The following is a 20,404-nucleotide window of genomic DNA, read 5'->3' on the forward strand; positions in this document are numbered from 1 at the left end:
ATCTTGAGGATGGAAAAGAAGTACGTAACTGAGATTTTGCATCATCTGGGTGAAGACGATCTACCTTGCGGGGCGGTAAATCCTCCCATATTTCAAACTTCGATCTTCTCCTTCAAGGGCTTTGACGAGTTCTCAACGGCCCTTTCAGACGAGACGAACCACTTTCTGTACACCAGAGGAAACAACCCTACAGTAAATATTCTCGAGGAGAAACTGGCTGCGCTGGAGCACGCGGAGAGGGCAAAGCTTTTCGGATCTGGAGTTGCGGCAATCGTTTCGAGCATTTCCGCTTTTTTGAAGAGCGGTGATCACATAGTAACTGTCAAGGACTGCTACAGCTGGACATCCACCTATGTAACCCAGTATCTGGCCAGATTTGGAGTGGAACATACCTATGTGGAAGGTAACGATGTGAATGAGATCGAGGCAGCTCTTAAAACCAACACGAAGATTATCTATCTCGAAAGTCCCACTACTTTTACTTTTAAGCTGCAAGACTTGACGGAAGTATCTTCACTGGCCAGGATGAGGGGTGTGAAGACGATAATAGACAACACCTGGGCGACTCCCATCTACCAAAATCCGATCGATTTTGGAATAGACCTGGTAGTCCATTCCGCATCCAAGTATCTGGGCGGAAACAGCGATGTCGTAGGAGGAGTTGTAGCTGGATCCGATAAGGACGTCAGAAGAATATTCGAAAAGGAGTTTCTCAACACCGGAGCCGTTCCCGACCCCTTTGCTGCCTGGCTTATTCTGAGGGGGATCCGGACTCTGCATATCCGGATGCCCGTGCATTTCCAGAACGCTATGGAGCTCAGCAGAAGGCTACAGAAGAGTGAAGCCGTTGAATCCGTTTTGTATCCGATGCTCGAGAGCTCGGAGCAATATGCGCTTGCCAAGAAGCAGATGAGGGGAGGATCGGGTCTCTTCTCGTTTAAGCTTAAGACCCGGGATATCGACAGGATAAAGAAATTCGTGAACTCCCTGAGATTTTTCAGGAGAGCCGTCAGCTGGGGCGGATATGAAAGTCTGATCTCTCCGTACGCCGTTTCTCACAGGGACCCCGGTGACAATGTATCTCTGATAAGGATTCATGCCGGTCTAGAAGAAATTGAAGTCCTTTCGGAGGATCTCGATAGCGCCATGAAAGCGCTCGTCTGAACTGGAATTTCGTTAATCGAATACGCGGAAAGATAACTTGTGAAAGACTGGAGGGGGCACCGTGTATCATTCTAGAAATGAGTACTGTACAAGGCTTAGAAAGGAACTAGCTGAGCTTTTCCCGTATACTTTGATCGAGAGAAAAGCGATTGGCGGATGGAGATTCAGTGATTCCGGCGCGGAAAGACCGCCCGAGAAAGGCTGGAAGGAGATCTCCGTGGGCTACCGGTGGGATGAGACAAAATTCCCGGTGTGGTTCAGAACCTCCATAGAGTCAGAAAAACCTGAAGACGGAGAGAGGCTCTACCTTAAAGCGGTTCCCGGAGGAGAGAGTCTGGTCTTGATTGACGGCCGTTCTTTTGGCGAGATAAATGTATATCATCAGTTTCTGGACCTAACAGAGTTTGCTGATGGGAAGAGCCACGTAATTGATATACAGACAGTGCCGAAGGGGCTGTTCGGTACTCACTTGCCCGATCCGGTCTTTGAAGGCGCCGAGCTGCTCCTTCAAGATAGATCCGTATCAAGCACATATCTCGATTTTACGGTCGCGATCGAGGTTCTTGAGGCAACCAGAGATGAATTCCTCTCAGAGAAGCTACTGAAAATCATAAGCGACTGCCTCTCCGAGATCGAGCTTCCTAGATCTACTGATCAGTACTTCAAGACGGCCCCTGACAATCCGACTCTTTTCGGGCACCATACATATGGAAGCGTAAACGAGATCTGGCAATCCCCGAGGTTTGAGAAGTCTGAAGGGAACAGACTGACCGACAATTATCGCCGCACGGTCATGAAGGCCCGTGAGAAACTCGCGAGTAATATAGCCAGCTTGAGAGACAAGCATAGTGCGATGGGCACCGTTCATGTTACCGGTCAGTCACACATTGACTATGCCTGGCTTTGGCCGATAGATGAGACCAAGAGGAAGATCAGAAGGACCTTCGCCAATGCCGTAAGAATGATGGAGAAGTTTCCGGAATTCGTTTATCTTCAGTCTTCAGCTCAAATGTTCATGGATTTGAAGGAGAACGATCGCGATCTCTTCGAGAGGGTAAAGGAGAAGATTTCGCAGGGCAAATGGGAAGCGATCGGCGGAATGTGGGTTGAGAGCGACTGCACCGTCTCCAGCGCCGAATCACTTGCCAGGCAGTTTCTATACGGCCAGATGTTCTTCGAAGAGGAGTTCGGGATGAGATCTTCTGTGGCATGGCTTCCAGATGTCTTTGGCTTCTCCTGGATACTTCCTCAAATCATGAAGGAAGCGGGAATAGAATACTTCTCGACGACCAAGCTGAAGTGGAATGAGAAGAATCGTTTCCCTCTCGACCTCTTCTTGTGGAGGGGGCTGGATGGCAGTGAAGTAGTCTGCCATTTCTTCGATAACCCTCTCGGGGGTTACAACGGAATGCTTAATCCAGAAGCGATTCTTGGCACATGGGAGAACTTCCAGGATAAAAGAGTTTACGATAAGACAATAACCACCTTTGGCTACGGCGACGGCGGCGGCGGTCCGACAGACGAGATGATCGAATACTATGAAAGGCTCAAAGAGTATCCTGGCATGCCGAAACTCGAAATGGCCCCCTTGACGAACTATTTCAAGGAGTTGCCTTCCACTCTGGAACTGCCCGTTTGGGACGACGAGCTGTACTTCGAGCTCCACAGAGGAACATATACTAGCCAGGCAAGAACAAAGAAGCTGCATAAGAATGCTGAAGACGCTCTGTACAGACTGGAAGCCGTCGGTGCTATGGTCTGCAGTAGAGAAAAGTATCCGCTCAAAAAAGTCAGAAAACTGTGGGAGATACTACTTCGTAACGAGTTTCACGACATTCTTCCCGGTTCATCCATAAATGAAGCTCACATCCAGGCCGAAGATGAACTTGGTCAGCTAATCAGAGAGGCAAATGAAATAACCGGTACTCTACTTGACTCTGTTGGCGATGGAAATCCTTCTCTCAAGACCGTAATCAATGTTGGATCTTACCCTCAACAATCAATATTTATTGACGACAATGAAATGAATCTCTATGACCGGGTGGGCAAACTTCTGGCAAGCCAGAGAACATATGACGGAAGGTTTATTTACAGCTCAGATCTGTATATTCAACCGTTTTCGAGCGAGGTTTTCGAGTGTATCGGTGGAGAGGTCGAGGAACACGCTATAGAAAGTGATCCCGTCCTCGAAAACAGCTTTTTGCGTGTTGAAGTAAACCCCGATGGAAGTGTTTCCGTTTTTGATAAGCAACTTCAAAGAGAAGTAACCTCCGGCCCAGGGAACTGTCTCTACGTATACAAGGACATTCCAGTTGCTTGGGATGCGTGGGATATCGATCACGATTACGAGATATCTGGCAAGAGACTGACCGCCCTCGATGTGAGGACGATTGAGAGCGGTCCAGTGAGAAAGGTCGTTCAGGCGAGATACGAGTATGAAGGAAGCTCTATAGTGCAGAGATACATATTGAACGCCTCTTCAAGGAGACTGGATATTGAAAACGATATCGACTGGCACACTAGAAGGACTCTTCTCAAGGCTCACTTTCCCGTCAGCATTCTTTCTAGAGAAGTAAGATGTGATCTCTCCGCGGGATACTCAAGGAGAAGTACGAGGGTTCGAAACACTTTTGAAGATGCCCGATTCGAATTTCCGGCCCATCGCTGGGTCGAGCTGGAAGAGCCAGGTCTTGCCGTAGCTATTCTCAATGACGGAAAGTATGGTCATTCCTGCAACGGTTCAGATATATCTCTTACACTTCTTAGATCGCCCATTTATCCCGATTTCTTTGCAGATGAGGGAAGGCATCGTTTCACCTACTCGTTGTTCTCTCATGATGGAGAGGATGCTGTCAGGGTGGTCGAGGAAGCCGAGGACCTTAACAAGGAGATGATCAAGATTGACGGAAAGATAGATCTTGAAACAGCCGTGTTGCAAATCTCAACGAGAAACCTCAAGGTACTCGCCTTGAAGCATTCCGAGAAGAGCGGTTACATACTCCGGCTCGCTGAAGTAGAAGGGAGGCGGGGAGTAGCAAAGATCAGTACTGCACTGGCCGTTGAACGATGCTGGATTTCGAACGTTCTCGAGGATAAAGTGCGCGAGCTCCCGGTAATTGACGGTAAAGTCGAGCTCCCCTACAGGCAGTTCGGTCTCCACACGCTCAGGTTTGAATGAGGCGAGATCATGAAGGAAAGCGATGGAGTTGATTGAAGAAAGAACCCTCCTTGGCATAGATGTGGGAGGTACGAAAACGGCCGTCGTTCTCGGAGATGAAACTCTCAACATCCTCGCAAGAGCAGAGTTCCTGACCGAACCAGAGCTCGGTTTTCACAGCTTCATCGAGAGGCTCTCTTCCGAAATCATCGGTCTGACAGGAGATTTGATTCCATCCAGGGTGGGAATATCCGTCGGCGGTCCTATGGATTGTAAAACGGGTACTTTGTTCAACCCTCCTCACCTTCGATGGGGAACCGTTAACATAGTTCAACCATTGGTGGAGCGTTTTGGTTTCTCGATCACGATCGAACACGACGGAAGAGCCGGTGCACTTGCCGAAGGCATTCTGGGGGCCGGCAGGGGCTTTCTAAACATTGTCTTTCTGACTCTGGGAACCGGCCTGGGAGCAGGCATAATTATCAATGGGAGTATTTATAGTGGATCTACGGGATTGGCTGGAGAGGTTGGTCATATGAGAGTAGCCGAGGATGGTCCCTCGCTCTTCGGAAAGAACGGTTCATGGGAGTCTTTTTGTGGTGGTACGGGAATTTCACTATATGCGCATTACAGATTTCCTGAACGGTTTGGGCGAGAAATGACTGCTCAGGAAATTTCACGTCTTGCACTGAAGAAGGATCCTAACGCCATCACCGTCCTTGAGGAAAGCGGAGCATACTTCGGGGAAGGTCTCGCCGTACTGCTGGATATTCTCGACCCTGACAGGATAATTCTCGGTAACCTTGCCTGGCGCCTTCCGAAAATCTGGCTTGAGGCTGCTCTAAAGAGGGCAGCGGAGGAAGCGCTTGTCGGCGATGAGGCGAGAAATCGGGTCGTTATTACGGAGCTCAAAGACAGGATTGGTGACTATGCCGCTTTGATTGTGGCAAGCGGAATGGGAAGAAGGAGATAGGAGATGGAGTTTAATCGTGTAGCGCGTATGGCTTTTGAGGAGAGCATACGAGTAAAGAGTGAGTTTATCGACAAGTATGAAGAGCTGATATACGAGGTTGCGCGCGAGATAGCCAGAAGAACAGGGAATGGCGGAACCGTCTACCTGATGGGGAACGGCGGTAGTGCAGCAGATGCAGCACATCTGGCGGCTGAACTCGTAGGAAGGTTATATTTGGAAAGAAGACCGATCAGGGCAGTATCGCTACCCAGTAACGACTCGATTCTCACAGAAATCCCTAACGACTTTGGATATGACCAGGTCTTCTCCAGACAGCTCGAAGCCTTTCTGGGAGAAGAGGATATTGTGATTGCAATTAGCACTAGCGGACAATCGACAAACATTTTAAGGGGACTGAAAGTGGCGATAGAGAGACGTTCGCTGAGAGTTGGATTAACGGGGAAGACTGGCGGCGAGATGCTTGGCTTATGCGACTATCTATTCAAAGTAGACTCTACTGACATTCCAAGGATTCAGGAAACGCACATAACTCTCGGTCACGTATTGTGTCAGCTTATCGAGGCGATTACCGTCGGAAGAAAGTAAATATGGCGTAGTGAGAATGGAAGGTGCGGCGATGAGATACGAGGGTAAGTACACAGTTTTCGATACTTCTAATGTGAAGACGTATTCTTTGTTGAACAGACCTAGTGAGGTGTCGATATCGGATCTGATAGACATGAAGGAAATAGTAAATGAGTCTGATGGCTTCAGGTCACCCGAACTGGAAGAGCTTTCCGAGAAGGTGCTTGAGGCAAAAGAGAAGGGTTTACCCGTTATTGTTTTCAGCGGCGCGCACGTAATCAAGAACGGAATGGGACCGTTGCTTTCGTCGCTTATGCATGAAAAGATCATTACTGCCCTTGGGGTGAACGGGGCCTTTACGATACATGATTTTGAACTGGCTTACTGTGGAAGGACCTCGGAAAGTATTCCGAATGCTCTTTCTAGAGGGCTTTTCGGCTTCGCAGAAGAGACAAATAAGTATATTAACAACGCACTGATTCATGGAAATAAGCTCTTTCTTGGATATGGAGAGTCGATGGGCAGGCTTCTATCGGGAGAAGCCTTTCCAGAGAAGATTGACTGCATGTACCCTGACGTCTCAGTCCAGTACAATGCGTATCGGGATAGTATACCGCTTTGTGTTCACTCAGCAGTGGGAACTGACATATACCACATGACACCATACTTCGACGGTGAGTCTCTTGGAGGATGCTCGGCAAGAGACTTTCTCATATTCGCGAATGAAATTTCAAAGCTTGAAAAGGGCGGGGTGTGTATAGTGATAGGCTCTGCAGTCATTGGCGCTGAAGTTGTTCTGAAGGCAATATCGATGGCGGCAAATGTTGGAAGAGCTCCAAAGTCAATCACAACGGCCAGCTTTGATATAAGAGATGCAGATCTAGATGAGGCTTCGAAAAATAACAAGGAAGTTGCTTCTTATTACTTCAGAGATGTGAAATCGATAGTAACGAGAATCCCGAATGCTTTTGGTGGAAAAGGTTATTACATAAAGGGAAACCATAAAGAGACTCTGCCGTCGTTCTACAGATTGATTATGAAGGGAATGCCATGAATCAAGCTTGGGAAAGGAACGCCAGGGTGCTCGTAGTCGGTGACGTCTTCCTGGATAAGTATGTCTATTACGATCCCAATCTGTCGAGGCCGAGCCTTGAAACCGGCCTTATGACGATCACGGGAGTGAGAGAAGAGTATTCTCCCGGAGCGGCCGGTAATGTGGCTAAAAATCTTGCCACGCTTGATGGGAAAGTGATTCTCCTCGCTCCGGTGGGACTGGACGCTAGGGCTGTCGAACTGGAGAGGGAGCTCGATCGTTATGGGATTTGCACGCAGTTCCTTGTGAAGTCGAAAAGACAGGTTACCCCTCTGTATATGAAATTCATCAATACTTTGACGGGGGAAGAGGATCTGCCAAGGCTTGATATTCCCCCGGTCGGTCTAGCCGAAGAAAACAGACGGGAGATTGTCGAAATGTTAGAATTTCTCGTTCCTCAGGTTGATGCCATAATTGTCCAAGATCAGTCTGAGATTCCTGGGACAGGCTGTATAGACGAAGAGGTAAGAAAAAAACTGATTGTGTTGCGAAAGCTATTCCCTGAGAAATTATTCGTCGCGGATTCGAGAAACTGGCTCGAGGCCTTTTCAGGTTTTCTTCTGAAGCCCAACCTTGGTGAATTTTCTCAGATCCTTGAAAGGGCAGGCCTTGTAGATGACAATAACAGAATTCCTGAGCAAATACTGGTTCAGAAACATCTCGCAGAGGTTTCAAGACTGGTGGGTTCACCCGTTGTAGTAACCGCCAGCGAGGATGGCTCGTTCTGCTTTAATAACGGTATACTGAATCGAATATTCAATCTCGAAGGAGAAGTGAGGGATGTCTGCGGAGCTGGAGATGCATTCATTGCGGCCTTGACTTTGGAGTTGTGCGGTAAGAAAGTCTCGTTATTGGACTCAGCCAAGACGGCCACAAAGGCCGCTTCGCTCTGTGTTTCTCAGAAAGGAACGGGGGTGTTGCTGAGAGAATCAATCTCAAAGCTTGAAGAACCTGATGCTTATAGAGTCGAAGATCCGTCTATCTTCAGGAATACCCGAAGGTTGCCTGGGAAGACGAGGTATGTTCTCTTTGATTTCGACGGTACCATTTCCCTTCTAAGGGAGGGCTGGCAGCCGATTATGGGAGACCTCATGATTCATTTTATTACCGGTGATAGAGACATTGAAGAAAAGACTCGTAAAAAGATAAAAGAAGAAGTGAATGACTTCATAGCCGAAACTACCGGACTCCAGACGATTCTCCAGATGGAAGGCCTTCAAAGACTGGTGATCCACTACGGCTTTGTTTCTGAGAAAGAGATTCTTACTCCTCATCAGTACAAGCAGGTTTACGTTGCGCATCTGAAAGAGATAGTCAGAAAGCGGATCAATGAGGATTCAAGAGACAGGTACCTGGTTTGCGGTTCACTGGAATTTCTAAAATCACTTCATGAAAGGGGAATTACTCTTCTTGTTGCTTCAGGAACCGATCTGGAAGACGTTATAGAAGAGTCGAAATATCTGGGAGTTTATGACTTCATGGGCGGAGGTGTCTATGGAGCTTTGAGCAGCTTCGAGGAGTACTCGAAGAAGAAGGTAATACAGAGACTACTGACGGATAGGAAATTGCAACCCGACGAGCTGATTGTCATAGGAGATGGTCCGGTTGAAATTAGCGTGGGAAAGGAAGCCGGAGCCTTCACCATAGGGGTGGCTTCCGACGAAAGGAAAGGGTTCGGCTGGAACAAAGAGAAGTTTAATAGACTTAAGAGAGCCGGCGCCGACGTTCTTATTCCCGACTTTTCCCCGCTTTCTGCACTCATAGAGCTTATCTTTCCGTAACGGTTCATGACACAGAAACAGCGTGAAAAGGGGATGATCCTCTGTACGCATTTTGGAAGGTTCCGATAGCTGCGACAATCCCTTCTTCAGAACGAACGACTAAAGGATCGTCGTAGATGGCTTTGCTCAGGCTGAAGAGCAGTAGATGAGATAACTGTTCTTTTTTAGCGTATCTCAGATGATCAATTCAGGCTTCCGCAGAAAAGCTCGGAGGAACAGGAGTCTAGGTGTCGTAAATTAGCTTCAGTACAGTCATCATCGATAACTATGCAGGGAGAAATCAGCTTACCGAGAAGTCGATCACAGTTGTCTTAACCTATAAACGGGGGACGTATTCTCAGAACCAATGGCAATTTGATCTCGAATTGACCAGTTCAGATCTGCTTAAGATTCACTACAGTGGATCTTGTTTCAGTTTGCTTCCAAATCTTCCCTTCTCCGGAAAGGTGAAAGAATTTTGGGATGAATCTAACTGGCTTTTAGAGAATAAATAACGGGATCTTTACTCATGAGACAGAAATGGTTTTTGCGAAGAAGTGTCAGAGGTCACTCAGCAAGTCTGCATGCCTCGGTAGATAGTGGTGCTCTGCTGGATCTTTCTTACAGGTAAGCTTCTGTTCTAGGTGTGAGAGTTGATATAATTTAGAAGAGAGGGTAGCGGTCGGAAAGACATAGCTTCGAGGAGGTTCCGTGATGAAGACGAAGGGTGGCCATTCAACTATTGTAGCGATATTCAGTCTTCTTATGGGAGTAATCGCGATTCTGAACTATTTGTTTCCGTTGAATCATATGCCTTTGCCCGACGGCCCCCATAATGTTGGATTTCGTTCCTACGAAGTATCTAATCCTGAACCGATGAGTGTTGCCGGAATCGACTACTCCGATCCTGGTAAGATCCGTCTCGAGGTCTGGTATCCCGCTGGAGATGTTTCCACGGCTCCGAGAAAGGGATGGATAGATAACGATCCTCTGGTCTATCAGGGCTTCGAAATAATGACCGGGTATCCCAAGGAACTCTTCGAACATATATATCAGGTAAAAACGAATTCCTTTATCGATGCGCCTCCCGTGGACGACTCGTCGACCTGGCCGATCATAATCTTGCTTCTTGGATGGTCTTCTATAAGCGAGTTGCATACCTCTCTTGCAGAATCACTGGCAAGCGCCGGCTATCTGGTGGTGGGTATAGAACATCCGGGAGCCTGCGCGGTGGTTTCATTTTCGAACGGGGATGTACACTACTTCCTCGGCAATGATCTTCTTGAGAGATTGCCTGAAGGAACAAGGGAGTCAAAGGTTAGAATGCTTTCCGAATACCTGGCTCGCGATATAAACTATGTTATCGAATACCTTAATGGAATGAACGAAGACCCCTCTTCGGATTTCTTCGAAAGGCTTAATATGAATGAGATCGGACTGTATGGACACTCGGGAGGAGGTGCGGTTGCCATTCAGTATGCACTGGCTAATAAAAACGTTCCCATGGTTCTAGCCGATCCGACTCTCGAGGGATTTTCGGCTCAAGAACTCGACACTGCGTTTTCAAATAGGATCCTGCTTATGTCAACTGAAGAATGGGAGCACGGTATCAGCGAGGAGTACTCTTCAACGATTGCGAAAGATAGAAACGAGTCCTTTTACAATCTTCGCATCTGCGGTATGAGACATGTAGATTTCGCGATGGTCAGAAATCTTTCGCCGCTGACATTTTTCTTCGGCGAAACGGGAAGGTTCATGAACGATGAAGATGCAATTAAATATCTTGACAGCGCGGTAAAGCTCTTCTTTGACAGTGTTTTCTTCGGCGGAGAAATCGAAGAGTTATTTGCTCTTTCCGAGTCCGTTCCGGAGTTTTCTATGTGAGAAGATCGCTCTCTTCTTCACCCTATAAACGTTTGCTGATCAGTAGTTCTGCCATATCGAAGTCGAAAGCGGTCGTAATCTTCGGATTAGGAGCGATCGAGTTTACAGTGATCACCTGTCCACCAGATCTGACGAAAAGCTGTACGTCATCCGTAGACGAAAGTATGTTTTCTTCAACCGCCCTTTTATGGGCCTCCAATATTTCATCATATGGAAAAGTCTGTGGAGTCTCTGCCAGCCTCAAACGGTTCCTGTCCGGTACATCCAAAACTTCGTCGTTCTCTACAAGATAAACTGTGTCGTTTACTCCTTCCGTTACTACCACCCCTTTACCTGGAGCAACAAGCCGAAGGAGCTCTGGAATCTGGTTTCGCGAAAAGAAGGGTCTAGCAGCGTCGTGAATCATTATTGCTTCTAGATTGATTTCTCTGCATGAGAGCAACCCTTTGTATACTGATTCCTGTCTGCTCTCTCCACCGGGGACAACCATCACCGAGTTCATCCCCCTCTTTTGAAGTATTTCCTTTGCTTTGTCAATCCAATCTTTGTGTACAACTAGTACCGTGAAGTGAATAAAATCAGATCCGTGGAATATCTCCACGGATCTGACAAACATCTCTTTTCCACCGAGAGTCATAAACTGCTTTGGAAGGGACGATTTCATCCTTCGTCCGGTTCCGCCTGCAACTATGATTGCCCCGGTCTTCATTTAAGTAAATGAACAACCAGCCCACTTCGCAGTTTTGGCTCGAACCAGGTTGATTTTGGGGGCATGATTTTTCCCTCATCGGCGACGGCGAGAAGCTCTTCCATCGAGGTTGGAAACATTGAAAATGCAACTGCCCAGCCATTGGTTATTCTGTTTTCGAGAGCCTTTAGACCTCGAATGCCTCCAACGAAATCAATCCTCGAGTCCTTTCTCGGATTATCGATTCCGAGAACAGAGCTCAAAAGGTTCTTCTGAAGTATGTCGACGTCCAGACTCGAGACCGGATCATTCTCGTCAAACGTACCCTTTCTGGCGGTGAGCTTGTACCACCTTCCCATAAGGCACATGCCGAACTCATGTCTCATGGCAGGTTCATACGGGTATTTCGGAGCGTCCTCGACTTCAAAGACCTGCTCAACCTTTTCAAGGAACTCGTTTTCGCTCATTCCGTTCAAATCCTGAACTACCCTGTTGTAGGCCATAATCTTCAGATGAGTATGTGGAAAGGCAACTGCCATGAAGAAGTTGTATTCTTCATTTCCGGTATGCCCGGGATTGCTTTCCTTCAGAAGTTCCCTAACTCTAGAGGAAGAGGCCGCCCGGTGATGGCCGTCGGCGATGTACATGCAGTCGATCTCCTTAAATGCCTCTCGAATTTCTTCAACTCCATCCCTCTCTTTCACCGCATAAAGCCTGTGTTCGACATCGTTTTCATCGATAACACGCATGGAAAGAGGCAGTTTTCTGCAATAACTCTGTAGGAGAGTTTCGAGCTTCTCGTTTGATCTGAATGTCAGGAAGACCATTCCAGTATTCGCGTTTACCGTTTTTATGTGTTTTATCCTGTCTTCTTCCTTATCCTGTCTGGTGAGCTCGTGTTTCTTGATCAAGTCTTTCTGATACTCATCAACACTTGCTCCTCCAACTACTCCGATCTGGATATGGTCCTTCATCTTCTGCCAGTATATATAATAGAGTGGCTCTTCTTCCTGTACTAGGACTCCAGTTTGAAGCATCGTTTCAAAGTTCTCTCTTGCCTTCTCGTACACTAGATCGCTGTAATGGTCTGAGTCCACTGGCAGATCGATCTCAGGCCTGATAACATGCATGAAGCTCTCGGAATTTCTTCCGATCTCTCTGGCCTCTTCAAATGAGACAACATCATAAGGGGGGCAATTGACCTTCTGCTCGATTCCTTCAGCGGGTCTCACTGCCCTGAATGGCCTAAAATCAGACAACGTCTATCCCTCCTCAACAAAACGTTTATAGTAATCTCTCTGGAGACTGAATATCTCTTCTCCTTCATCGTCGTACCCCTCGTGCGTGTGGCCGAGGACGTGGAGAACGCCGTGTATCAATATGTAATAGAGCTCTTCTTCAAATGAGTTGCCAAACTCGCCGGCCTGTTCAGAAATTCTCTCAAGCGAGATTACTATATCACCTACTATCTCCTCTTCCAACCCGTACTGGAAAGAGAGGACGTCCGTTGGTTCATCTCTGTGTCTGAATTCTTTGTTTATGCTTCGAATTTCAGAGTCATCTGTGAAAAGGAGATTCAACATTCCTATCTCCCTTTCTCCAAGCTCTGCCTTGACGACCTTTTCTACAATATTAGATATTCTGCTCTCTTCTATCTTCTTCGATGTCTTGTTTTGAATTTGAATCTCCATTGATGGATACCACCTTTTCCGTAGTTTCTTTTGGATACTCGATCCTTGGTTGGTTCATATTCATGAGGACCCGAGTAAAGGCTTCAATGATCTTCTCGAGATCGTTCAGATCAAGGCCGCTCTGGTCAAGCTGCCTCTCGTTGTAGATTCCATTGACAATCTCCTCGACCAGTTCCTGGGTCTTTGCAGGTGTGGGCTTTTTGATGCTCTTGAATGCAGCTTCCACCGAATCGGCCAGCATAATTATCCCCGACTCTTTGAACTGTGGCTTAGGCCCCGGATATCTGAAATCGTCGCTTCTCTCTTCTTGTCCAATGTTTTTAGCTTTGTGAAAGAAGAATTTCTTCACTCTCGTTCCGTGGTGCTCTTTGATAACGTCTTCAACAAGAAGCGGAAGCCTGTACTTTCTTGCCTGCTCGACCCCCTGTTTCACGTGTTCATTTATCACAAGGTTTGACATTGAGGGGGTGAGGTTATCGTGAGGATTCGTTCCCTCCTGCTGATTCTCGGCGAAGTACTGGGGCCGTTTGGACTTTCCGATGTCATGAAAATATGATGCGACTCTGGCCAGAATTGCATTTGCTCCGATTCGCTCGGCCGCCGCTTCTGAAAGGTTTGCAAGAGAGATGCTGTGATAATACGTTCCTGGAGCATAAATCGACAGGTTTTTCAGAAGTGGGTGAGAGAGATTGCCCAGTTCAAGGAGGCCCGTATTCGAGTAGATTCTGCTTGCATACTCAAGATAGGGAATGATTCCGATAGCAATAACTGACGATAATATTGGGTTAGCAAAAGCTATCAGAAGATCCACCGCGTTAATGGACTCACCCTGAAGAGACATCCTGATCGCGTTTATCGCCACGAATATCAAACTGACTTCGAATCCTGCTCTTGCTATTTCAATCCTTCTCTCTATAGCTCTTGTCGTGAGGGCAGTCGCCAATACGACCACTGACAACAATATGAAGGTTTCCAGAGAGTTGTCGAGATTTGCAGATGCAAGAAACGACATGAACAGCCCGCTGCCAATGCCTTCCTGATAGCCTATCAGTATGGTAACCATCGAAACACTCAAGAAGATAGGTGTCATTTCTGGCAGAAGCGCCTCATCTCCCAAAGAAGGAACGAAGGAATTAACGAAAACACCGAAGGACACTACGGAAAAGAACGTTATTCTATATGCGCTGTGAAGGTTGAAGTACCTGTTACTTCTCACGGACCTTTCCGCAAAGATGTACCAAAGAATTGCCGATCCAACGAAATACAGAAAAGGTTTTGAGGGAAGCGAAAGGAACGGCAGTCTGTTTAGTAAAGCAAGGAACACAGGGAAGACTATGAAATTAGTGAGATCCTTTATGTTCAGAAGTCTCTCGAGGGGGAACTGGACCTTTGAGAGATCACTTTTCTTCAGTTTTTTCTTCTCTCTCATATTCATCGTAGGCCTTTATAATGTCCTTCACCAGAGGATTTCTTACTACATCCTGGTCTGTTAAATAGGAGAAGCCGATTGTGGGGACCGATTTCAAGACTCTCTGCACAACGACAAGTCCCGATCCGGAATCCCTTGGAAGATCAATCTGAGTAATGTCTCCGGTGACAACTACCCTCGATCCAAAACCGATTCTTGTCAGGAACATTTTCATCTGTTGATAGGTCGTATTCTGAGCCTCATCTAGAATTATGAACGAGTTGTTCAGAGTTCTTCCCCTCATATATGCAAGCGGAACAACCTCGATTATCGAGCTCTCCCTGTAATAGGAAAGCTTCTCGGCCGGTATCATCTCCATGAGCGCATCGTAAAGGGGTCTCAAGTAGGGATCGACTTTGTCTAGAAGTGTGCCCGGAAGATATCCCAGTTTCTCTCCGGCTTCGACCGCGGGTCGAGTTAGGATTATTCTCTGGACTTTGCCAGACTTCAAAAAGTCAACGGCCATGGCAACGGCAAGATACGTCTTGCCCGTCCCTGCAGGACCGATGGAAAAGACCAGCTCTCTCTCTTTCATTGTCTCCATGTAGTTCTTTTGCCCGATTGTTTTAGGCCTTATTCTATTGGAAAGTAATGTCGTTTCCTTTACTTCGTTGTAGACTCCCTTGAAACTATCATCATCTTCATCGTGCTGCAGGTGTTGATCTACAATGTACTCGAATTCCCTCCACTCGACTAGATGACCGTCTCTGCTCATTTGAACCAGTTCATCAACAATCTTTTCAGCTATGTCAATCCCATTACCGTCTTCACCCTTTATCCAGATTTCGTCACCAATTATAGAGATTCTTACGTCGAGTTTTTTCTGAATATACTTCGCTTTTCGATCGTACTCTCCGAAAAGCTCGGCTACTTCAACTCCCATGGGAAGACTGAGCTTTCGTACTGCCAAAAGAACACCTCCTACTCCAGAGATTATACATTAATATTCTAGGATAAGGAGGTTTTCAAGGATCGCCCTTTCACTCGTCGTCGACTTCAGTAGATTGATCTTTTTTGTAGCTGTTGGCCTCTGCAAGAAGATCTCGTATTCTTCTGGTTGTCAGTCCGAATTCCTTTGAAAGCTCGTTCATGTTGTTTCCAAGGACCTCTGAGCGTTGCACCAAAAGTTCATGCGAAACACTCTTGTACACCTCTTGAAGGAAGTCTTTATATGTTGTGCCATTCAACATTCTTGCCACCATTGCTTCTTCGGCTAGAAGCTTGACGTTTTTCGACATTGAGGAGTTTACTGAAGCCTGAACAACATCGTTTACTGCCAGGTATTCTTCGATCATATTGATCAGTTCTCTCACATTCCCCGGATAGCTGTAGGAAAGGAATCTCTCCTTGAGATCTTGAGGAATGTTCTCAAACTTTACGAGATATCCCTTTTTTTCAAGAATTGCATCAAAGATCTGGGGGATATCGGTCTTCCTCTCCCTCAGGGGCGCTAGGTCGACCTTTACGGCCGATAGTCTGTATCTAAGGTCATTTCTTATAGCAGCATCGTCATACCTGTTGGTCGCGGTGATGAAGCGTACGTCAACTTTTATGGGCTTGGTGGCGCCGATCTTGAAGAACTCTCGGTTCTCGGTTATGGCAAGAATCTTCGCCTGGAGATTTAGAGGCATATCTCCGATCTCGTCCAGAAAAAGTGTTCCGTTATTGGCCTGTTCGATAAGGCCGACCTTCTCGGTTGTTGCACCTGTGAAGGCTCCTTTCTTGTAACCGAACAGCTCGCTCTCAAGGAGATTCTCCGGTATAGCTGCGCAGTTTATAGAGTAGAAAGGTCTGGAGCCCCTCGGGGAGAGCTTTGCAATAATCTCGGCAAGAAGATTCTTACCAGATCCGGTCTCTCCAAGAATCATTATCGAACCGTCGTAGAACATCGAAAGAACGATCATTTTCTTCATCTGCAGAACCCTGTTGCTGTTTCCAATGATCTTATCTAGATTCTCGTCTATATTCTCCGTGATTTCCTGGACTATTTGTCTAGGGCTCTTGTAACTACTGACAACACGGTAATAACCCTTGAATTCCTGACGTTCTTCTGAATAACCTCTAATAATGAAAGCTCTGATTGGATTGTTATTGATGAGAATAATATTGGTAAATGCGAAAATCCAATCATTAAGGACATCTTCGCTGTACTTGCTCGCATCTATGAAGAGAATCGTCGGCATCTCCTTCCCCAGACCGACAAGGTAGTCGAAATCAACGTCAAAAAGGCTTTCGAAGTACATTTCGCACTGCATGGATTCAAGGTTTTCCCCGACCACGATCTTTCTGTAGAGCAAAATCACACCCCCAAATGTGAAGAGTCGTCTCTGAGATTATACAATGCTGGTCGGTGCCAGCAATAGGACCAAACTACTGTGAAAACTGAAAAGGCGAAGAGGATCTTACTAGATGGTATACGCATTTCAACCTTCGCTTCGTTGATATTGATCAAACTGATGCTATATAATTGAATATAGACGAGGAGGTTAAGATGGACCACAGAGACCGTTACAGAAAGTGGCTCGAGAGCCCGACTATCGATGAGCATACTCGCAACGAACTGATATCGATTAAAGACGATGAAACGGAGATAAAGGATCGATTCTACAAAGAGCTCGAGTTTGGAACCGCTGGCTTGAGAGGCAAGTTGGGCGCCGGTGACAACCGGATGAACAAATACACTGTTGCGAGGGCAACACAGGGTCTGGCGAATTTCATTCTTTCAGGAGACCCCGCTTACAGAGAAAAGGGTGTGGTGATTGCCCACGACTCGAGGCATATGTCGAAAGAGTTTGCAGAGATTTCGGCAGCCGTTCTTGCGGGTAATGGAATAAAGGTCTATCTCTTTGATGACATAAGACCCACTCCGCTCCTCTCTTTTTCTGTAGTCCAACTTTCCACTGTAGCGGGGATAATGATTACCGCAAGCCACAACCCTAAGGAATATAATGGTTACAAGCTCTACTGGGATGATGGTGCTCAGGTTCTTCCCGAGATTGCTGATGAAGTCTACACTCAAATACGCAAAACCGAGTTATTCGTGGGGTCAAAGATGATTCCGCTTGAAGTGGCGAGAAAGAAGGGGTTGCTCTTAGAAGTGGGCAAAGAGCTCGATGATCTATACATTTCAAAAGTCCTGTCCCTAACACTGAGAGATTCCGAAGATGAGCTGGATAAGTCAATAAGGATAGTTTACACGCCCTTGAACGGCACTGGGAACATTCCTGTGCGTCGTGTGCTGGATGAGAGAGGTTTCAAGAACGTCTTCGTAGTTCGCGAACAGGAATGGCCCGATCCCGATTTTACAACGGTAGGATACCCAAACCCTGAAGATATAAAGGCCTTCGCGCTCGCCAAGAGACTCGGTCTTGAAAAGGACGCTCATATCCTGCTTGCAACGGATCCCGATGCAGATAGATTGGCAGTAATGGTCAGAGATGACGACGATTATGTCGCTTTGAATGGCAATCAAACCGGAGCGCTGCTGGTCAACTATCTTCTCCTTTCGATGAGTGAGAAGGGCTTGCTTCCGGAAAACGGATTCATTGTGAAATCAATAGTAACGGGAGATATGGCGAAGGTAATTGCCGAAGGATTTAATGTCAGGACCTATGAGGCACTCACCGGCTTCAAAAATATCTGCGGTAGGGCGCTCGATATTGAAGAACGAGGAGAGGGGAGATTCATCTTCGGTTATGAAGAGAGTATCGGATACGTAGCAGGGAACTTCGTAAGAGACAAGGATGCCGTATCTACTTCGATGCTTCTATGTGAAATGGCGGCGTATTACCTTAAGGCTGGAAAGTCCCTTTTGGATGTCCTGGAGGAACTCTTTGCAAAATATGGAGTCTTCTCCGAAAAGCAGATTTCGATCGTTCTTGAAGGAGTTTCGGGACAGAAAAGAGTCGAAAGAATAATGAAGGAGTACCGGAAGAGCTACCCTTCCGAAATCGATGGTTCGAAGCTTACTCACTATCTAGACTTTTTAAGCGGTGTTGATACCGACATTATGAACGGGAATGAATCAGAGACTGGAATCCCCTTTTCGAATGTGATCAAATTCTCTTTCGACGACGGTTCCTGGTATGCCGTTAGACCGTCGGGAACTGAGCCGAAGCTCAAAATATATATCTACTCAAGATCAAAGAATAAAGAGGAAGCTTTGTCAAAGGTAGACAGGATCGAAAGGATTGTTCTTGGCAGAATAGAGTCAGTAGAGTAGACCGGCTTGCCTGAAAACGCCGGATTGGAGGCAGCAAAACTGAAAATTTCTAAAACCCTGATTATGATCTTCCTTGCCCTATGGGCTCTTTCTTACATACTCGGTGTGATTTTAACCGAAGGCTCTATAGCAGAACATGAAGGATATCTCTATCGTGCAGTTTCCCGTAGTCTTCTCTGGCCGATCATCATCGTAATCCATTTTCAGTTTGTTAGAAAGTATGAGAAGGCAGATTTCGACAACGTTTGGCTACTTTCGCTTTACGCTTCTTTCACTTTCTGGATCATCTTTTCGGCAGTTGAAATTAAGAGTATCGCCATGATCCTGGCGATTCCGATCTTGTATCTTTCGGCTCAGTTTCTGAGGCTATCCAAACCCAGTTATGGCAGAATACTGAAGCACATAAAATCGAGCTATCTTGGGAGTATTTCCTTTTCCTTTAGTCTCGTTATACTGGTTTGTAGCCTCTCGTTATTCTTTTCCTCGGAAGCCGCTTCGGTGCTGCTTCTCTTTTTGCTTCTAGTTCCGGCAATTATACTTACCCATTTCAAGGCAGACCTCCTTTCGGGAGGTGTTTTCGCCTGGTTCTCATTTGCTGTGGGATTCGTCAATCTCGAACTTTCAAGTTACATAACGGTCGCCGGTTTTTCCCTGGGAGCGATCTTCCTCCTGCTTGTGAGTTTTTCGATCTTTATCGTAAAGGAAGACCCATCTAGAAAAGTCTTCGCAACCGTTAATCCCGCAGAACCGATAGATGAGGCTGAGCTCAGGATCAAATTAGATCAAGAAGAGACTAGATCGAAATCACGCCCCTGATTACAGTGACTGCCTTTCCCCGAATCAGGATTCTTCTGTCATCTAGCAACTCAGTCTCGAGTTCTCCCTTTCTAGCCGAAAGCTGGCAGGCCTTCAGCTTCTTCTTGTTTAGCTTCTTAGCCCAAAAGGGGCCAAGAACTGTGTGTGCCGATCCAGTAACCGGATCTTCGTCTATACCAACCCACGGAGCAAAGTATCTGGAGTAAAAGTCATATCTCTCGTCACCCGAGCACGTAACGATAAGACCTTTTGATTGTTTACCAAAATCTGTTTTCAGAAGTGTTTTGGTGTCAAACGAAAGTGTCTCAAGCTTATCTTTTGCCGGGATTTCGTAGAGCAGTTTTTCCGTACCTGGCGAATAATAGGCATCGCCTTCAATCCCGATTATCTCCCCGATCCTTCTGTCTAGATCGATTCTTGCGGGATCCTCGGAAGGGAAATCCATCTCAATCATTTCATCGACAAGCCTCACTTTCAATCTCCCGCTGAGTGTTTCGTAAAAGATCTCGCCTTTAATACCCAACTCCGTAAACTGAATCCACGCAGTTGCAAGAGTTGCGTGACCGCACATTTTGACTTCCGTTTTTGGCGTAAACCATTTCAAATTGAAAGTATTACTCGGTCCTTCAGGCCAAACAAATGCAGTCTCTGACAGATTCATTTCCGATGAGATTTTCAGGCAAAGATTTTCATCTATTTGCCCTTCCAAAATACATACTCCGGCGGGATTACCTGAAAAAGGAACAGCAGTGAATGAATCAACCTGATAGATTTTATGCATTAGACCACTCCTCTTTACCTATGTCGAAAACCGAATGTTCTTCAGAGCAAATTTTACACTTTTCGCCTTTACTCCTCAAATGCTTTTATGTTCAGGAGTAAGTAGGAACTAAAAATGCTAAGAGATCAAGTATTCTGTATTTT

General features: G+C 46.5%; 16 protein-coding genes. 9 read left to right on the top strand and 7 right to left on the bottom strand.

Annotated elements, in window-relative coordinates:
• The first annotated feature begins 9 nt into the window (after nucleotides 1–9).
• The 7 genes from aar (at nucleotide 10) to V513_RS01620 (ending at nucleotide 10,595) form a co-directional block, all read left to right on the top strand.
• Nucleotides 10–1,164: a bifunctional L-alanine/L-glutamate racemase gene (gene aar, locus V513_RS01590; protein ID WP_099771401.1), complete on the top strand. Its 1,155-nt coding sequence runs from the start codon at nucleotides 10–12 to the stop codon at nucleotides 1,162–1,164.
• Between the two features lie 61 nt (nucleotides 1,165–1,225).
• A complete protein-coding gene (locus V513_RS01595; protein WP_099771402.1) occupies nucleotides 1,226–4,342 on the top strand; it encodes an alpha-mannosidase in 3,117 nt (1,038 codons plus the stop codon).
• 22 nt (nucleotides 4,343–4,364) lie between these two features.
• Nucleotides 4,365–5,294: an ROK family protein gene (locus V513_RS01600; RefSeq protein WP_099771403.1), complete on the top strand. Its 930-nt coding sequence runs from the start codon at nucleotides 4,365–4,367 to the stop codon at nucleotides 5,292–5,294.
• Between the two features lie 3 nt (nucleotides 5,295–5,297).
• Entirely contained in the window at nucleotides 5,298–5,879 is a 582-nt protein-coding gene (locus V513_RS01605; RefSeq protein ID WP_099771404.1) for a D-sedoheptulose-7-phosphate isomerase, read from the top strand.
• A 31-nt stretch (nucleotides 5,880–5,910) separates the two neighbouring features.
• Nucleotides 5,911–6,912 carry a hypothetical protein gene (locus V513_RS01610; RefSeq protein WP_257211869.1) on the top strand — a complete coding sequence of 334 codons (1,002 nt, stop codon included), beginning with the start codon at nucleotides 5,911–5,913 and terminating at the stop codon, nucleotides 6,910–6,912.
• Entirely contained in the window at nucleotides 6,909–8,732 is a 1,824-nt protein-coding gene (locus tag V513_RS01615; RefSeq protein WP_099771406.1) for a PfkB family carbohydrate kinase, read from the top strand. Before V513_RS01610 ends, V513_RS01615 begins: the two co-directional genes overlap by 4 nt.
• Nucleotides 8,733–9,425: 693 nt before the next feature.
• Nucleotides 9,426–10,595, top strand: a complete 1,170-nt coding sequence (locus V513_RS01620; RefSeq protein ID WP_143752410.1) for an alpha/beta hydrolase — start codon at nucleotides 9,426–9,428, stop codon at nucleotides 10,593–10,595.
• 22 nt (nucleotides 10,596–10,617) lie between these two features.
• On the opposite strand, the gene V513_RS01625 is transcribed toward V513_RS01620, so the two are convergent.
• From V513_RS01625 to V513_RS01650, 6 genes are all read right to left on the bottom strand, one after another.
• Entirely contained in the window at nucleotides 10,618–11,304 is a 687-nt protein-coding gene (locus V513_RS01625) for an IspD/TarI family cytidylyltransferase (protein ID WP_099771407.1), read from the bottom strand.
• The gene (locus tag V513_RS01630) at nucleotides 11,301–12,542 is read right to left on the bottom strand and encodes a DUF1015 domain-containing protein (protein ID WP_099771408.1); all 1,242 of its coding nucleotides are present in this window, start codon (nucleotides 12,540–12,542) and stop codon (nucleotides 11,301–11,303) included. Before V513_RS01630 ends, V513_RS01625 begins: the two co-directional genes overlap by 4 nt.
• Before the next feature lie 3 nt (nucleotides 12,543–12,545).
• Nucleotides 12,546–12,974 carry an rRNA maturation RNase YbeY gene (ybeY, locus tag V513_RS01635; RefSeq protein WP_099771409.1) on the bottom strand — a complete coding sequence of 143 codons (429 nt, stop codon included), beginning with the start codon at nucleotides 12,972–12,974 and terminating at the stop codon, nucleotides 12,546–12,548.
• The gene (locus V513_RS01640) at nucleotides 12,916–14,409 is read right to left on the bottom strand and encodes an HDIG domain-containing metalloprotein (RefSeq protein WP_099771410.1); all 1,494 of its coding nucleotides are present in this window, start codon (nucleotides 14,407–14,409) and stop codon (nucleotides 12,916–12,918) included. Before V513_RS01640 ends, ybeY begins: the two co-directional genes overlap by 59 nt.
• The gene (locus V513_RS01645; RefSeq protein WP_099771411.1) at nucleotides 14,372–15,352 is read right to left on the bottom strand and encodes a PhoH family protein; all 981 of its coding nucleotides are present in this window, start codon (nucleotides 15,350–15,352) and stop codon (nucleotides 14,372–14,374) included. Before V513_RS01645 ends, V513_RS01640 begins: the two co-directional genes overlap by 38 nt.
• A 70-nt stretch (nucleotides 15,353–15,422) precedes the next feature.
• Entirely contained in the window at nucleotides 15,423–16,739 is a 1,317-nt protein-coding gene (locus tag V513_RS01650) for a sigma 54-interacting transcriptional regulator (protein ID WP_099771412.1), read from the bottom strand.
• 194 nt (nucleotides 16,740–16,933) lie between these two features.
• On the opposite strand from V513_RS01650, the gene V513_RS01655 reads away from it, so the two are divergent.
• Both V513_RS01655 and V513_RS01660 read left to right on the top strand, forming a co-directional pair.
• Nucleotides 16,934–18,664, top strand: a complete 1,731-nt coding sequence (locus V513_RS01655; protein WP_099771413.1) for a phospho-sugar mutase — start codon at nucleotides 16,934–16,936, stop codon at nucleotides 18,662–18,664.
• A gap of 6 nt (nucleotides 18,665–18,670) precedes the next feature.
• Complete coding sequence (locus tag V513_RS01660; protein ID WP_257211870.1) at nucleotides 18,671–19,480, top strand: hypothetical protein; 810 nt, start codon at nucleotides 18,671–18,673, stop codon at nucleotides 19,478–19,480.
• Here V513_RS01660 and V513_RS01665 read toward each other — a convergent pair.
• Nucleotides 19,458–20,261 carry a PhzF family phenazine biosynthesis protein gene (locus V513_RS01665; protein WP_099771414.1) on the bottom strand — a complete coding sequence of 268 codons (804 nt, stop codon included), beginning with the start codon at nucleotides 20,259–20,261 and terminating at the stop codon, nucleotides 19,458–19,460. The two genes, V513_RS01660 and V513_RS01665, sit on opposite strands and share 23 nt — an antisense overlap.
• Nucleotides 20,262–20,404: the final 143 nt, after the last annotated feature.

Origin of the sequence: Mesotoga sp. H07.pep.5.3, assembly GCF_002752615.1 — a bacterium.
GTDB lineage: Bacteria > Thermotogota > Thermotogae > Petrotogales > Kosmotogaceae > Mesotoga > Mesotoga prima.